13 protein-coding genes are annotated in these 16,237 nt (G+C 61.8%); 5 read left to right on the top strand and 8 right to left on the bottom strand.

The features are described from left to right. Positions 1 to 287: 287 nt before the first annotated feature. The 3 genes from HWX91_RS21925 to zwf all read right to left on the bottom strand — a co-directional run bounded on the left by HWX91_RS21925 (position 288) and on the right by zwf (position 4,570). Positions 288 to 2,204 carry a bifunctional transcriptional regulator/glucokinase gene (locus tag HWX91_RS21925; RefSeq protein ID WP_028196744.1) on the bottom strand — a complete coding sequence of 639 codons (1,917 nt, stop codon included), beginning with the start codon at positions 2,202 to 2,204 and terminating at the stop codon, positions 288 to 290. Continuing rightward, complete coding sequence (gene pgl / locus HWX91_RS21930; protein ID WP_028196745.1) at positions 2,182 to 2,904, bottom strand: 6-phosphogluconolactonase; 723 nt, start codon at positions 2,902 to 2,904, stop codon at positions 2,182 to 2,184. The genes HWX91_RS21925 and pgl overlap by 23 nt, the downstream gene beginning before the upstream one ends. Before the next feature lie 202 nt (positions 2,905 to 3,106). Next, positions 3,107 to 4,570, bottom strand: a complete 1,464-nt coding sequence (gene zwf / locus HWX91_RS21935; protein WP_028196746.1) for a glucose-6-phosphate dehydrogenase — start codon at positions 4,568 to 4,570, stop codon at positions 3,107 to 3,109. 532 nt (positions 4,571 to 5,102) lie between these two features. Here zwf and HWX91_RS21940 point away from each other — a divergent pair. From HWX91_RS21940 to HWX91_RS21955, 4 genes are all read left to right on the top strand, one after another. Then, positions 5,103 to 6,350, top strand: coding sequence for an ABC transporter substrate-binding protein (locus HWX91_RS21940; protein ID WP_028196747.1), 1,248 nt, complete (start codon positions 5,103 to 5,105; stop codon positions 6,348 to 6,350). Between the two features lie 195 nt (positions 6,351 to 6,545). Beyond that, positions 6,546 to 7,487, top strand: coding sequence for a carbohydrate ABC transporter permease (locus tag HWX91_RS21945; RefSeq protein WP_028196748.1), 942 nt, complete (start codon positions 6,546 to 6,548; stop codon positions 7,485 to 7,487). Next, positions 7,477 to 8,334, top strand: a complete 858-nt coding sequence (locus HWX91_RS21950) for a carbohydrate ABC transporter permease (RefSeq protein WP_028196749.1) — start codon at positions 7,477 to 7,479, stop codon at positions 8,332 to 8,334. Before HWX91_RS21945 ends, HWX91_RS21950 begins: the two co-directional genes overlap by 11 nt. Before the next feature lie 105 nt (positions 8,335 to 8,439). After that, complete coding sequence (locus tag HWX91_RS21955; protein WP_028196750.1) at positions 8,440 to 9,555, top strand: ABC transporter ATP-binding protein; 1,116 nt, start codon at positions 8,440 to 8,442, stop codon at positions 9,553 to 9,555. 131 nt (positions 9,556 to 9,686) lie between these two features. Here the strand turns inward: HWX91_RS21955 and HWX91_RS21960 are convergent, their stop codons facing one another. Then, entirely contained in the window at positions 9,687 to 10,604 is a 918-nt protein-coding gene (locus HWX91_RS21960; RefSeq protein ID WP_028196751.1) for a LysR family transcriptional regulator, read from the bottom strand. Positions 10,605 to 10,712: 108 nt separating this feature from the next. Then, entirely contained in the window at positions 10,713 to 11,372 is a 660-nt protein-coding gene (locus tag HWX91_RS21965) for a glutathione S-transferase family protein (protein WP_028196752.1), read from the bottom strand. 594 nt (positions 11,373 to 11,966) lie between these two features. On the opposite strand from HWX91_RS21965, the gene fliD reads away from it, so the two are divergent. Beyond that, a complete protein-coding gene (gene fliD, locus HWX91_RS21970) occupies positions 11,967 to 13,475 on the top strand; it encodes a flagellar filament capping protein FliD (protein ID WP_028196753.1) in 1,509 nt (502 codons plus the stop codon). Positions 13,476 to 13,583: 108 nt separating this feature from the next. Here the strand turns inward: fliD and HWX91_RS21975 are convergent, their stop codons facing one another. From HWX91_RS21975 to trxB, 3 genes are all read right to left on the bottom strand, one after another. Beyond that, entirely contained in the window at positions 13,584 to 14,204 is a 621-nt protein-coding gene (locus HWX91_RS21975; protein WP_028196754.1) for a trimeric intracellular cation channel family protein, read from the bottom strand. Positions 14,205 to 14,217: 13 nt separating this feature from the next. Continuing rightward, on the bottom strand, positions 14,218 to 14,976 hold the full coding sequence (locus HWX91_RS21980; RefSeq protein WP_028196755.1) for a Smr/MutS family protein: 759 nt from the start codon (positions 14,974 to 14,976) through the stop codon (positions 14,218 to 14,220). A gap of 183 nt (positions 14,977 to 15,159) precedes the next feature. Beyond that, on the bottom strand, positions 15,160 to 16,158 hold the full coding sequence (trxB, locus tag HWX91_RS21985) for a thioredoxin-disulfide reductase (protein WP_028196756.1): 999 nt from the start codon (positions 16,156 to 16,158) through the stop codon (positions 15,160 to 15,162). Between the last annotated feature and the right edge of the window lie 79 nt (positions 16,159 to 16,237).

The raw sequence follows: 16,237 nt of genomic DNA on the forward strand, positions 1-16,237 counted from the left end.
ACTGAGGCGGAGTGTGCGGGAACACGGATTCCAGATGCACCACTACCGCGGCTGTGCGGGGGACCCACTTATGAGCTGGCGGTGTGAGCCGCTTTCTTTTGCCTACTTTTCTTTGCGGCAGGCAAAGAAAAGTAGGTGCCGCCCCGCACAGGGGCAACGCTAATAGACCACTAACAAAGCAAGGAAAGGCCAAAAGACCAAAAGACCAACACCAAACAAACCACGAACCCTGCAAGGAAGGACCAAAAAGCCAGATCGACAACAAACCCGCCGAGCAGGCCCTTCCCTTAATCCCGCGCAGAAGACGCAGCTCCATGACTTAACCAGTCAAGCACAGCAGTAGCATCATCATCCGCACCCTGTCGCGCCTTAGCGACCGTCTCAGCCACATCCTCGCTAGGCATAGCACGCCGAATCGCGACCCCCACCGCAAGAATATCAATCATCACCAGATGCAGGATCCGCGAAATCATCGACAACTGCGACTCGCGAATCTCAATGTGATCGGTCTCCAAAGCGACGGTAGCCCGCTTGGCCAGCGGCGTATTGCTCGACGTAATGGCAATCACCTTGGCCCCCGCCTGCATGGCGACATCCAGCACACGCAGCAGCTCCGGCGCACGCCCCGACTTCGACACGGCAACGATCACATCGCCCTTGCCAAGCAACGCAGCAGACGCCGCCTGCATGTACAGATCGCCGTAAGCAATCGTCGGAATGCCAAACCGGAAGAACTTGTAATGCGCATCCTGCGCGACAATGTTCGAATTGCCGAGCCCGTAAAACTCGATCCGCCGCGCACCGTTCAATAGATCGATGGCTCGCTCGACCTGGTCGAAATTCAAATGCTCGCGCAACTGCAGAATCGCGGACACGGTGTTATCGAGCACCTTCGCGCCGAAGTCCGTCGCGGTATCGCCCAGATGCACCTGGCTGTGACTCACCGGAATCGTGCCAGTCAAACCCGTCGCCAGTTTCAGCTTGAAGTCCGACAAGCCCTGGCAACCTAGCGAACGGCAGAAGCGGATCACCGTCGGCTGGCTCACGTCGGCCTTGCGCGCAATGTCCACGATCGGATCATTGATGATCGAGCGCGGATGATTCAACGCCAGGTCGGCCACACGGCGCTCGGCCGGCGTCAACGCATCGCGCATCTGGCGAATCCGCTCGAACACGGCCGATGAACTGCCGCCCGCGCGGTTCGACAACTGCTCCGCGAGAATCGCCGACACGCCCAGAAACGCCGGATATTCAGCGGTAATCACGTAGGTCGGCACGTTCTGCAAATAGGCCTCGAAGCGACCCTTCGCCTCGAAGCGCTTGCGAAACGACGAACGCGCGAAAAATTCGCCTAGCCGCGGCACCACGCCGCCGCCAATGTAGATGCCGCCTAGTGCGCCGAGCGTCACCGCGATATTGCCCGCGAAGGTGCCGAGAATCCCGCAGAACACATCGACGGATTCGGCCGCGAGCGGCTCGCCGTCCAGCGCGCGTTTGACGATCTCGATCGTGTCGACGTTCGCCGCCACGCGTTTCTTGTCGCGGCCCGCCAGCGCACGATAGATCACTTCGATGCCGGGGCCCGCCGCCACACGCTCGAACGAAACGTGCGACCACTTCTTGCGTGCGTACTGCAGCACGATGTCTTCGCGCTCGTCGGCCGGCGCGAAGGTGGCGTGGCCGCCTTCACTGCCAAGCGCGATCCAGCGGTCGTCGGCCGGAATCAGACCGGACACGCCCATGCCGGTGCCCGGGCCGAGCAGGCCAATCACGCTGTTCGGGCGGCGCGCGCCGCCGCCTACCTGCACGCGCTGCGTGTCGGTCAGGCCCGGCAGCGCCATGGCCAGCGCGGTGAAGTCATTCACCACCAGCAGCGTATCGAAGCCGAGCGTGCGGCGCGTGGCTTCGATCGAAAAGCTCCAGTCGTGATTGGTCATCCTGACCTGATCGCCGTCGACAGGATTCGCAATCGCAATCGCCGCATGATTCACGCGGCCGATCCTGGTGTCCTTCAGATACTTCTTGATGACTTCGGCAACGCCCGGATAGTCGGCGCACGGATAGACCTGCACCGACGTAATCTCGCCGGGCCCGGTTTCGAGCGCGAAGCGCGCGTTGGTGCCGCCGATGTCGGCGAGCAGCCTCGGTCCGTCGGCGTGCTGGCCCGCGCCCGGAACAGCCTTAGTTTGCACACCAGTAGACATCGAGTCTCACTCCCTTGTCGTTTGCCAACTGCGAGATGGCATTTTTTTGTAGCGAAGCGGCGGCGGCATTCAGCACGTCCATCTTGCGCGGTCCTGCGATCAGCAAAAACAGATGCTTCACTTCTTTCAGCGCGGAGAGCGACCAGCTCACCCGCGCATGCGGCGCGCTGCCGGGATGCACGGCCACAAAGCGCTCGGGCGTGGTGATCGCGTGGTCCCATTCGGGCGCATCGGCGAAAATCGACGCGGTGTGGCCGTCTTCGCCCATGCCGAGAATCGCGACGTCCGGCACGGCGCTAAAGCGCGAGTCGGCGTTCAGCGCGGCAACGTGCGCGTTCAGGTCCTGCGCCGTATCCACCAGCGGCCAGAAAGCGGCGTCTTTCGCGGCGTTCTGCAACAGCGTGTCGTGCACGAGTTGCGAATTGCTCGCGCTGTCCGTTTCCGGCACCCAGCGGTCGTCGACCAGCGTCACGGCAATGCGCGCCCAGTCGAAGGGTTGCGTGGACAACGTCTGCAGGAACGGACGCGGACTGGTACCGCCGGACACTGCAAGCATTGCCGGGCGCGTGCCAGGATGTGGCGCGCCTGCTGCGGCTGTGGCCGCCTGTGCGGCGAGCGACGCATGTAACGCGTCGCCAACCGCCTTCGCCAACGCGTCGGATTGGGCGCGTTGATCGTCGAAAGCGTGAAGCTCGATCACTTCTCCTCCGTGCTGCTTTCTTGTTAGATCTGCGGAACGTGCCGTGCTGCTGTCACGCGATACCTGCAAGCGGGATGACTTGCAGGCGCCTTCGTGATACCGGCGCCATTCCGTTCAGTTCGTCAGTGGGTCCCTCAGACGCTGCGCTGTGCTCCGATCGGGATGGCGATCAGGCAAGGCGCGGCGCCGTGCTTCAGTTGATTCAATTCTCTTCCTCGAGCCAGCAGGTGCCATGCTGCGCCAACATCGCGCTCGCCGCGGCCGGTCCCCACGTGCCTGCTGCATACGGCTTGGGCGGCTTGTTCGACGTGGCCCATTCGTTGAGGATCGGCTCGACCCAACGCCATGCGGCTTCCTGTTCATCGCGCCGTACAAACAGCGCGAGACGGCCGTTGATGACGTCAAGCAACAGACGCTGATACGCCTCCATCTGCCCTTCGCGGAAGAACCGGTCGAACGCGAGGTCGAGGTGAACGCTGGCGAGGTTCATGCCTTCGCCCGGCTGCTTCGCCAGACAGTAAAGGCGAATGGTCTCGTTCGGCTGCAAACGGATCACGAGACGGTTCGCACCGCCGCGCAACGCGGACGCGCCCAGTGCAGAATGCGGCACCGCACGAAAATTCACCACGATCTCAGCGACACGATCCGCAAGACGCTTGCCGGTACGCAGGAAAAACGGCACGCCGGCCCAGCGCCAGTTCTCGATTTCCACCTTCAGCGCGACGAAGGTCTCAGTCGTGCTGTCCGGCTTCACGCCAGGTTCGGTTGCATACGCCGGCACCGCATGGCCGCGGATCACACCCGCATGATACTGGCCGCGCACCGCGACCTTGCCGATATCGCGCGGATCGATCGGCTTCAACGCGCGCAGCACGCGTAGCTTTTCGTCACGGACCGAGTCGGAGTCCATCGAATGCGGCGGTTCCATCGCGACGATGGAAAGCAGTTGCAGCAAGTGGTTCTGCACCATGTCGCGCAATGCGCCGGTGTTGTCGTAGAAGTCGCCGCGTGCTTCCACGCCGAGTTCTTCCGCAATCGTAATCTGAATGCTCTCTACCCATTCGCGACGCCACAACGGTTCGAACAGCACATTGCCGAAGCGCAGCGCGAGCAGGTTCTGCACCGGCTCCTTACCGAGGTAGTGGTCGATCCGGTAGATCTGTTCTTCGGCGAAGATTTCACCGACTGCATCATTAATTGCGTTGGACGACTTGAGGTCGTAGCCGAGCGGCTTTTCCAGCACGATGCGCGAATTTTCGTTGAGCCCCACCGACGCCAGCGCGTGGCAGATCGGTACGAACAGCGATGGACCCGTTGCCAGATAGAACACGCGAATGCCGGGCAGGCCGCTTATGGCGTCGCGCAGCAGCACGAAGTCTTCGGGCTTGCCCAGGTCGATCTTCACGAACTCGATACGGTCGAGAAAGCTCGCCCATGCGGTTTCATCCAGACCGTTCTTCGACACGTGCGGCTTGACGTGCTCATTGACCCATTCCAGGTAGCCGGCGCGATCCGCCACATGCCGCGCCACCGCGAAGATCTTGCCACTTTCGGCCAGCATGCCACCTGCACGGTGCGCTTCAAACAGTGCCGGCAGGATCTTGCGCATCGACAGATCGCCGGTTCCGCCGAACAGAACGAAGGTGAAGCTTGAATCGGTTTGCATGAGTCTCCGTCGATATCCTGGGGCCGCCGTGGTGATCAGGAAGGGCGACCGTAGTCCGATAAAATATTTTTTGACACTGAATTGTAGTTTAACTACAATCCAAATCAAGAGGTAGCGCTAATTCGATGAAAAAAGCGTGCGCTGTAAGGCTAGATGCGCGTTTTCCCGAATCGGCAGGCGTCACCTGCATGTTAACGGACATTGCGTGCGGACACGTGCCAGCATGCCCCCGGCGGCCCTTACGGAAAGCCGGAAGGCGGGTCTGGCGTCAGGGTTAACGTGTGAGGCACCTCGAGTCTGCCGCGCGCGACGCGGGCAGGCAAAAATCAAAAGAGGAGACAGTCAGTTGCATCCCGAACCACTCATCTCTTGAGCTTCCAGCGGCCGGATATCGGTCCGCCGGCACATGCATGAAGCATGCGCCCGACCGTGCTCGATCGCCCAGTGTTTTGCCTGTTTGAACCAACCACAGCACCCTGGCGACATCAGGGGCCATTTGTTTTTTTGTTCAGGTGTCTGGAGGAGATAAGCAATGAAATTTCGCGCGATCATGGGCGCTTTGTGCGCCGCAGGTCTGATGTGTGGCGTCTCGGCCGTACAGGCTGCCGAGTCGATCGAAGTGTTGCACTGGTGGACTTCGGGCGGCGAGTCGAAAGCCGTCGGCGTCCTCAAGGACGACATGACGAAGGAAGGTTACACGTGGAAGGACTTCGCGGTTGCTGGCGGCGCGGGTGCGGCCGCCATGACGGCACTCAAGACGCAGGTGATCTCGGGCAACGCGCCGAGCGCCGCGCAGATCAAGGGTCCGCTGATCCAGGACTGGGCTTCGCAAGGCGTGCTGGTGCCGATCGACTCGGTAGCGGGCGACTGGAAAAAGAATCTGCCGCCGGAAATCGACAAGATCATGCACGCAGACGGCCATTACGTTGCCGCGCCGTTCTCGGTGCACCGCGTGAACTGGCTGTACATCAACAAGGCGGCACTGGACAAGGCAGGCGGCAAGGTGCCGACGACGTGGCCTGAGTTCTTCGCGGTCGCCGACAAGATGAAGGCCGCGGGCATCCAGCCGATCGCGATGGGCGGTCAGCCGTGGCAAGACCTGACGCTGTGGGAAGACGTCGTGCTGTCGCAAGGCCCGGCTTTCTACAAGAAGGCGCTGGTCGATCTCGACGAGAAGACGCTGACGTCGGAGCAGATGATTGGCGTGTTCGACACGGTCCGCAAGATCCAGGGTTACTTCGACGCGGGCCGCACGGGCCGTGACTGGAACCTGGCAACGGCGATGGTCATCAACGGCAAGGCCGGCATGCAGTTCATGGGCGACTGGGCGAAGGGCGAATTCGCCAACGCCGGCAAGAAGGCGGGCTCGGACTATGTCTGCGCCGCCGTGCCGGGTACGGAAAAGTCGTACACGTTCAACGTCGACTCGTTCGTGTTCTTCCAGCAGAAGGGGCAGAAGAGCGCAACGCCGGGTCAACTCGCACTCGCCAAGACGATCATGTCGCCGGAGTTCCAGGAACAGTTCAGCCTGTACAAGGGCTCGATCCCGGTCCGTCTGGGCGTGTCGATGGCCAAGTTCGACGACTGCGCGAAGAAGTCGTACGCGGATGAACAGGTGGCGATCAAGTCGGGCGGCTATGTGCCTTCGCTGGCACACGGCATGGCGCAACCGGACGCAGCAGCCGGTGCGATCTCGGACGTGGTCACCAAGTTCATGAACTCGCAGCAAGATTCGAAGACCGCGGTTGCCGCGCTCGCGAAGGCAGCGAAGACCAAGTAAGCCGTGTAGGTGAAGCAGTGCGCCAGGCGGTTCCCTTGGTGGGCGTCGGGCGCACGCTTCAGAGTGCTTGCAGCAGTTGCGTTACTTAGGGCGAGAGACCTCACCCCTGGTTTCATCGAGTCACACCTATGCCGTTGCGGCCACGCGTTTTCCATGCGGGCGGCCCGGCGGTACAGTTTCAGCAGGAGTCGAGTAGTGACTGCTTCTATCAGCGGAAACGGGAAAACCACGGCTTCCGTGGCCCGCCGCGCGTCGCCGATGGCGGCCCTTGCCGATCGCTGGATTCCGAAGCTGGTGCTCGCACCCAGCGTCGTGATCAGCCTGATCTTCGTGTATGGCTTTATCGCTATTACCGGCTATCTGTCGTTGTCGAATTCGCGACTGATGCCGCGTTACGATTTTGCCGGTCTCGATCGTTATCGCGAACTGTTCGATAACGACGTGTTCTGGACCTCGGCTGCCAACCTCGGCTGGTTCGGCATTCCGTTTATCGCGATCTGCATCGGCCTCGGCCTGTTCCTCGCGATCCTGCTCGATCAGCAGATTCGCAATGAAGGCGCGCTGCGCGCCGTGTTCCTGTATCCGATGGCCCTCTCGTTCATCGTGACGGGTACGGCGTGGCAATGGATCATGACGCCGAGCGTCGGCCTCGAGAAGGTGTTCCATGACTGGGGCTGGACGAGCTTCTCGTTCAGCTGGCTCGGCGACCCCGACAAGGCGATTTTCTGCGTCGTGATCGCGGCCGTGTGGCAATCCACCGGCTTCGTGATGGCGCTGTTCCTCGCGGGCTTGCGCGGCGTGGACGGTGAAATCTTCAAGGCCGCGCAGATGGACGGCGCCGGCTTGCCCACCATTTACCGCAAGATCGTGATTCCGAGCATGCGCCCGGTGTTCTTCTCCGTGCTGCTGATTCTTTGCCACATCACGATCAAGACCTTCGACCTGGTCGTCGCGTTGACCGCGGGCGGCCCGGGTACGTCTTCATCGCTGCCGGCTATTTTCATGTACACCTTTTCGTTCAATCGCGGGCAGTTGGGCGTCGGCGCGGCATCGTCGATGATGATGCTCGCGACCGTTGTGGCCGTGCTCGTGCCGCTGATGTATCTGGAATCGAGGAGCACCCGCAATGCAGCCTAAGATGACGATCAGCCGTGCCGTCATTTATGCGGCCTTGATTCTGTTCGCCCTGTATTTCCTGTTTCCGCTGTACGTGATGCTGTCCACCTCGTTCAAGGACATCGACCAGTTGCGCACCGGCAACCTGCTCACGCCGCCGACTCACTGGACGGTCGCCCCGTGGATCAAGGCATGGAGCGGTGCATGTACCGGCGTGCGTTGCGACGGCATGCAACCGTTCTTCATGAACTCCGTGCGCATGGTGATTCCGGCTGTGCTGATCTCGTCGATCATCGGTGCGTTTAACGGTTATGTGCTCACGCACTGGCGTTTCCGTGGCGCCGATCCGATCTTCACGATGCTGCTGGTCGGCTGTTTCATTCCGTTCCAGGCGATCCTGCTGCCGATGGCGCGTTTCGAAGGCATGCTCGGCCTGTCGAACACGACAACCGGTCTGGTGGTGGTGCACGTGATCTACGGGATTGCCTTCACTACCATGTTCTTCCGCAACTTCTACGTGAGCATTCCGGCTGAGCTCGTGAAGGCCGCGCGGATCGACGGCGCGGGTTTCTTCACGATCTTCACGAAGATTCTGCTGCCGGTTTCGCTGCCGATTTTCATGGTGTGCCTGATCTGGCAATTCACGCAGATCTGGAATGACTTCCTGTTCGGGATTGTGTTCTCCGGTGTCGATTCGATGCCGATCACGGTGGCGCTGAACAACCTCGTGAACACCTCGACCGGCGTGAAGGAATACAACGTGGACATGGCCGGCGCGATCATCGCCGCGTTGCCGACGCTGCTGGTCTATATCGTCGCGGGCCGCTATTTCGTGCGCGGTCTGACGGCGGGCGCAGTCAAGGGCTAAGCCCGAAGCAAACCTATACGCATCGCGGCGGCGCTTCGTTGACAGTGCGCCGCCGTCATCCGACCAGAGTTTTCAAGCGGTACCAGAGACAAGAGGATTCACAGCATGGCAAGCCTTTCCATCCGTGACGTGTACAAGACTTACCCGAACGGGGTGCCGGTTCTGAAGGGTGTCAATATCGACATCGAAGACGGCCAGTTCCTGATTCTCGTCGGCGGCTCGGGCTGCGGGAAATCGACGCTGCTCAACATGATCGCCGGCCTCGAAACCGTCACCAAGGGCGAGATCCAGATCGACGGCAAGACGGTGAACAACCTCTCGCCGAAAGATCGCGACATCGCGATGGTGTTCCAGTCGTACGCGCTGTATCCGTCCATGACGGTACGCGAGAACATCTCGTTCGGTCTGAACATCCGCAAGGTGCCGAAGCAGGAGCAGGCGCAGATCGTCGACCGTGTGTCGAACACACTGCAGATCACGCACCTGCTGGACCGCAAGCCGGGTCAACTGTCCGGTGGCCAGCGTCAGCGTGTGGCGATGGGCCGGGCGCTCGCGCGCGATCCGGTGATGTTCCTGTTCGACGAGCCGCTGTCGAACCTCGACGCGAAACTGCGCATCGAGATGCGTTCGGAAATCAAGCTGCTGCATCAGCGTCTCGGCACGACGATCGTCTACGTAACGCACGATCAGATCGAAGCCATGACGCTCGGCGACCGCATCGCGGTGATGAAAGACGGCATCGTCCAGCAGTTCGGCGCGCCGCAGGATATCTACGACTCGCCGGCGAATCTGTTCGTGGCGGGTTTTATCGGTGCGCCGCCGATGAATTTCATCCAGGGCAAGCTGGTGGAGCAAGGTTCGGGCGTCGGCATCGAGCTGGATACAGGCTCGGCGCGCAACGTGCTGAATCTGCCGTTCGATTCAGCGAAGGTGAAATCGCACGTTGGGCGCGAAGTGATTCTCGGCCTACGCCCCGAGCGGATCACCGACGCACGCGGTGCGCATGGCGACCACGCGAACCTGCAGGCGATCGACGTGAAGGTCGACGTGATCGAGCCGACCGGTCCGGATACGCTGGTGTTCGCGCAGGTGAACGGCAAGCGCATCGTGAGCCGCGTGCACCCGGCTTCGAATCCGCAGCCCTTGTCGACCACGACATTGCTGTTCGATGCCTCGAAGGCCGTGCTGTTCGATCCGACCAATGAAGAGCGGATTGCCTGAAGCGGGTTCTCAGGCAGACGATTCGAGTTGAAGAAAGCCCCGTGCGTTGCAAGACGCATGGGGCTTTCTTGTTTCCAGGCAAGGTTGGCATCGGCGCGGCAAGATGGCCGCGGCGCCCTCGCATCATGACGTCAAACGTCCTTGATGCGCAGATCCGGATTGTTGTGCGCCAGCTCGGTGACCCACTCGGTGAAGGCGCGAAGCCGTGAACTGAGATTACGGCGATGCGCGTACAAGATCGACAGCGGCGTGCTGGGGCTCGTATAGTCCGTGAGAATTTCCCTGAGCGCGCCTTGCGCAATCAGATCGGCGACCATGAAGCGTGACGGCTGGATGATGCCGTGACCGAGCGCGGCCGCGCCGATGTAGACGCTGCCGTCGTTGACCGCGAGCACGCTCTTCAGCGTGACCTTGACGATCTCGCCGTCCACCTCGTATTCGAACGGAAAGGTCTTGCCGCTGCGCGCGGAAATGTAGTTGACCGCGCGATGCTCACTGAGCTCGTCGAGCGTGGCGGGCGTGCCGAATTTCTCCAGATAGGCGGGCGACGCGCAGGTGACGATCCGCGCCTGACCGATGTGCCGCGCCACGAGACTTGACTCTTCCGGCGTGCCCATGCGGATCACGCAATCCACCCCGTCCTGAATCAGATCGATATTGCGATCCGCCAGTCCGAGGCGTACGTCGATCTCGGGGTATTGCCGGTAGAAATCGTCGAGCGCGGGCAGCAGCAGCGCGCGGGCGAGCGTGCCGGAGGTATCCACGCGAATCGTGCCGCTCGGATTCTCGCGCTTGTTCGACAGAGACGATTCCGCGTCGGTGACCTCCGCGAGGATACGCACGCAACGCTCGTAGAACAGCGCGCCGTCTTCGGTGACGCTGACCTGCCGCGTCGAACGGTTCAGAAGCCGCACGCCGACGTGCTCTTCCAACGCCTGAATGGTACGGCTGACTTTGGCGCGGGGGAGGTCGAGCGACTCGGATACTTTGGTGAAGCTGTTCGCTTCAACCACCCGCGTAAATATCTCCATCGCTTCGAAACGGTCCATGTTTTGCCTTGTGAGTGATGGGCTGAAGTGGGTTTCGAAGTGAAGTGTATCGCCTGGAAATAGCCTTGGCTTGTTTGTGCGTTTATGTCCGCTGCGTGGCGGGTGCGTTCAGTCCCGGTCGGGCGCGCCGAGCGGGAATAGTGGGCGGTACGGGCGTGCCTCGTCGACCGCGCGGGCGAACGATGGCCGGGCCAGCAGCCGTTTGCGGTAGGCGAGCACGTGCTCAAAAGCCGGGCTGATGCGATGCGTCCAGTCGGCATAGAACAGAAACGGCGCCGCGCCGCAGTCGGCGAGGCTGAAGGTATCGCCCGCCGCCCACTCGCGCCCGGCCATCACCTTGTCGAGCCAGCCGTAGGCGGTGTCGAGCATGTCGCGGGCCTCGGCCACGGCGCGCGGATCACGCTCCGCTTCGGCGCGCAGGCTGTCGTAGACGATCTTTTGCTGCGGCGTGGAGATGTAATTGTCGAAGAAGCGATCCATGCTGCGCACTTCCAGCGCGGCGCGGGCGTCAGCCGGCAGGAGCGGCACCGGTCCGGGGTGATACAGGCCGAGATACTCGATGATGATGCTTGCCTCCATCACGGTCCGGTCGCCGTCGACCAGAACGGGAAAGCGCTTGATCGGCCAGAGGGCTGCGAATTCCGCCATGACCTGCGGGTCGTCGTGCGCAAGGAGGCGCAGCTCGAACGGCGTGCCGTTTTCGTAAAGCGCGGTCAGCGCCTTCTGACAGTACGAGGAAAAAGGGTGGGCGTAGAGCTTCAGGGTCATCGTGGTCACCTGTGGCGGTTGCGAGTTGCGCAGTAGCGCGGTGACGGCCGGAGTGGCCGTTTACAGCACGACGAACGGTAGCGCCGGAAATCGACAATCGCCGGCAACTCTCCGCCATCCGCCGGGTCTGCGCGCCAGCGCATTCCTATGACAAAACTCCACGATACTGTCGTGAAATATCGCGTAACATTTGAAACAATTGTAATAGTGCAGGTGCGATGACCCAGGGGTGGTTGCTCCCGGGTTCAACCGTGCGGCCGACGACGCAGCAGGGCTGGCGATCTCAACGCGTATGCAAACGGAGATCAACGGCCTGAACCGGAGTGTGCCGACATGGCGCTGCGTCGGCGTATAGCGTGTTTCGCCAGGGCTTCAGGCATGCAGCGGAGCGTCCGCGACTTTGGTGCGGATCCCGTTGCGGAACCGGGTTCATTCCCGGAAGTGTCACAACCTTTCAAGAAAGTTAGTGTAATATTTGAAAAAATTGTAATAAAACGATGTGGCCACGACGTAGCCGGTTTGCCGCCGTAATAAGCCTGACCACCGGGGCGTCACGCAATAAACAACGAATAATTCGACGCACGGAGCCTTTGCATGTCAACGATCACTACGTCTGTGAATAGCGCGACTGCTAACGCGCAGAATCTGGTGCAGCAAGCGGCGCAATCGATTATCAGCGGTTCCACCGGCAATTCGGCGATGGACGTGGCGTCGCTGGTGTCGGTCCTCGTGAATGCCAAGACCGCCGGCCAGACGGCGGCGCTCAAAGCCAAACAGACGAGCGATAGCACGACCCTGTCCGCGTTCGGCGCGCTGAGTTCGGCGCTGACTGCCTTGCAGGCGGCCATCAAGAATCTCTCGGACGGAACCACGCTGTCGACCTTCGCCGCGACCGCAAGCGGCAAAGGCCTGGACCCGGTGGCCGGTGCTGGCGCAGTGGCCGGCAGCTACGCGATCGAAGTCAAGCAGATCGCCGCGTCGCAGAGCCTGTCCTCGGCGGCATTCGACGCCACCGCCAGGCTGGGCACCGGCAAGCTGACGCTTCAGGTCGGCGGCAAGTCGATGGATGTCACGATCGACAGCAGCAACAACACGTTGAGCGGCATCGCCAACGCGATCAACAAGGCAAGCAACAATCCCGGCGTCACGGCCACGATCGTGACCGGCACGGGCGGCGCCCACCTGGTGCTGCGCTCGGCTGCCACCGGCGCGGCCAACACGATCAACGTGTCCACCAGCGGTGTGGCGGACGACAACGGACTGTCGAGCCTCGGCGTAAGCTCGACGCCCGGCGCGAATGGCGCGGGGTCTACGATCGTGTCGTCGGATACCAATAAGGCATGGCGGCAAAGCGAGGCCGCTCAGGACGCGCTCTTTACCGTCGGCGGAATCGAGGCGAGCAGCGCCACGAACGCAGTCGCGACGGCGATCGCGGGCGTTACGATGAATCTGTCGAGCGCCGCGGTCGGCACCACGCAGACATTGACGATTGCGACGGATACGGCCGCGCGGAATACTGCGATCACGAACTTCGCCAATCTCTACAACACGGTTGTCACGACGATCAACTCGCTGTCCTCGTACGACAAGACGTCGAAGACCGGCGGCGCGCTGCTGGGCGACTCGACGCTGACGACGATCAAGAACTCGCTGGCGTCGATTATCGGCAGCGGTGTCGGTCCGAAAGGGTCAATGGCGACGCTGGGGGCGATTGGCATCTCGCTGAAGGGCGATCCGGCGGACGGTACGTTGGTGATCGACAGCAAGAAGCTGACTGCGTCGCTGACCAACAATCCGGCGCAGGTTGCCACGCTGTTCAACTCGACTGACGGTATCGGCGTCAAGCTGAACAGGAGCATTACCGATTTCGTGAAGACGGGCGGCCTCATCGACACGCGCAACACCGCGTTGAACGCCGATCTGAAGAGCATCACGGCCCAGCAGACCACGCTCGCCAACTACAGCGCGCAATTGACGAAGCAGTACCAGAATCAGTTCACCGCGCTCAACACGCTGATGGCGACGATGAACAACAATTCCCAGTACCTGACGGCGCTGTTCGGCGGCTCGAAGAGTGCGGGGGCGTTGGCGACCAACAAGTAAGGCTGCTGCCAGATCAAAACGCGCGCCACCTGGTTGCAGGCGGCGCGCGTTTTTTTGAGGCGGGTTTATTCGACACAGGTGCGATGAAGCAAGCGCAGTGAAGCAAACCTAGTGAGGCAGACGGACGTTGAACCTGAATGTCACCAGTCTCGCGAGCAGGATGAAGGCGGTGGCGCCCAATACGCTATAGACCGTATCGACGTTCAGGTAGTCCAGCAGCACGTACAGCCAGCAGCCGACAAACGCGCATGTCGCATACGGCCGCGAATCGCGCAGGATCAGCGGCATCTCGTTGCACAGTACGTCGCGGATCACGCCGCCGAATACGCCCGTCAACACACCCATCATGACCGACGTGAACCACGGCATCTGCGCGTCGTGTGCGATCGACGTGCCGGCCACGCTGAACAAACCCAGCCCCACCGCATCGGCCACCAGTAAAACCCGCTCGGAAAGCAGGCGCGACGTCATTTTCAGCAGCGTCGGCGCGAACAGCGACATCACGAAGATTGCGATCAGATAGCCCTGATGCTCGACCCAGTAGAAGGGCCGCCGCTCCAACAGCACGTCGCGCAGGGTGCCGCCGCCGAAGGCGGTCGCGATCCCGACGAGGAAGGTTCCCACCGCGTCGAGCCGCCGGGTTCGGGCTTCGATAAACCCGGAAATCGCGTACGCGAAAATAGCCAGCGCTTCCATGATGGCCAGCGCCAGCGTCAGCCTCGGATGAATCACCGGGACTCCGTCAGGACCTGGGCTGAGCCGGCGTTGCGCCCGGCTGCAACAGCACGACCACGGCACCGGCGCCGCCGTCATGCGGACGGGCCTGGCAAAAAGCGATGACCTCGGACTTCTGCACAAGCCACGCGCGCACTTTGCCTTTCAGCACGGGTTCTTTACCGATCGACCCAAGGCCCTTGCCATGAATCACGCGCAAACACCGCAGGCCACGTTTCACCGATTCGCGAATGAACTCGGCCAGCGCCTCGCGCGCTTCCTCGCGACGCATGCCGTGCAGATCGATTTGCGCCTGCACGATCCAGTCGCCACGCCGCAGTTTTCGCACGACTTCCTGACTGATGCCGGGGCGGCAATAGGACAGTGTTTCGTCTGTGTCGAGCAGGATCTCGGGATCGAACTCGTCGGAGATGGCTTCGTGCAGCACGGCCTCTTCGTCGAGCCGGGTTTGCACCGGCAGCGGCGGCGGCGGATTGCGCGGCAAGCTGGCGCGTGGCGGGACCGCCAGCGGCGCAACCGCGCCGATCTCGCGGCGAAACAGATCGGCGTCCGCCGCGGCCTCGCGCTGCGCCGCTACGGCGGCCGTGCGCTCGCGTTCACGCCGTTGCGTGTCGCCCTTTAACGCGTCGCGCAACGCGCCGAGGCCGGCGAGACCCGCGGCCGGCTCGATCTTCGGTTTGGCGGCGGGTGCGGCCGCCTCGGGCGCGGGCCGGACAACCGCACGGGCGCGCTTCGGTTCGCTGGGGTGGGGCTGATTCTTCGGCATAGGGGTAATACACAGAGAAGTAGATCGATCACGCGACGGAGATGACACGCGTCAAGACGCAAAAAAGGCCGCCGGCTTACCCGCCGCGGCCTTCTGTCAAGCAGGTGGCCGGGTCATACCCAGCCACCATTTTACCGTCGCGCTTATCCTCGCAGATTCGCGGGAGACTGATTCACCTGACGATCAACGCTCGGCTTCCGCGCTCATCACGTGCTCGCCAATTTCTTCGACGCTTTCCAGATAGCGCTGGGCGTCGAGTGCGGCCATACAGCCCGTGCCCGCGCTGGTGATCGCCTGACGATACACGTGATCCTGCACGTCGCCCGCCGCGAACACGCCAGGCACACTGGTTGCCGTGGCAAAACCGTTCAGGCCGCCCTTGGTGATGATGTAGCCGTTCTTCATCTCAAGCTGGCCTTCGAAAATATCCGTGTTCGGCTTGTGGCCGATCGCGACGAAGATGCCCTGCACCGCGATATCAGTGGTGTCGCCGGTTTTCGTGTTCTTGATACGCAGGCCGGTCACGCCGGACTGGTCGCCGGTCACTTCGTCGAGCGTGCTGTTCCACTTGATCTCGACCACGCCTTCCTTTTCCTTTGCCAGCAGACGGTCGATCAGGATCGGTTCGGCGCGGAACTTGTCGCGGCGATGGATCACCGTGACCTTCTTTGCGATACCGGCGAGGTAGAGGGCTTCCTCGACCGCGGTATTGCCGCCGCCGATCACGGCCACATGTTGTTGCTTGTAGAAGAAGCCGTCGCAGGTGGCGCAAGCCGATACGCCCTTGCCCATGAATGCTTCTTCGGACGGCAGGCCGAGATACTGCGCCGATGCGCCGGTCGAGATGATCAGCGAGTCGCAGGTGTATTCGCCCGCATCGCCGATCAGGCGAATCGGCTTTTCGTCCAGCTTGGCCGTGTGGATGTGGTCGAAAATGATTTCGGTGTTGAAGCGCTCGGCATGCTCCAGGAAGCGCCCCATCAGTTCCGGGCCTTGCACGCCGTGGGCGTCGGCAGGCCAGTTTTCGACGTCGGTCGTGGTCATCAGCTGGCCGCCCTGGGCGAGGCCCGTGACGAGCACCGGCGACAGGTTGGCGCGCGCCGCATAGACCGCTGCCGTATAGCCGGCGGGACCGGAACCGAGAATCAGAACTTTGGCGTGTTTCGTGGAAGTTGCGGGCATGATCGAAATCCTTTTACGGCGCCCGGCTCGCCCATGCGAGGCCGCGCGACTTGAACTGAAACTATAGATGGGTATCAGA

The organism is Paraburkholderia fungorum (assembly GCF_902833645.1).
In the GTDB taxonomy this organism is placed as follows: domain Bacteria; phylum Pseudomonadota; class Gammaproteobacteria; order Burkholderiales; family Burkholderiaceae; genus Paraburkholderia; species Paraburkholderia fungorum.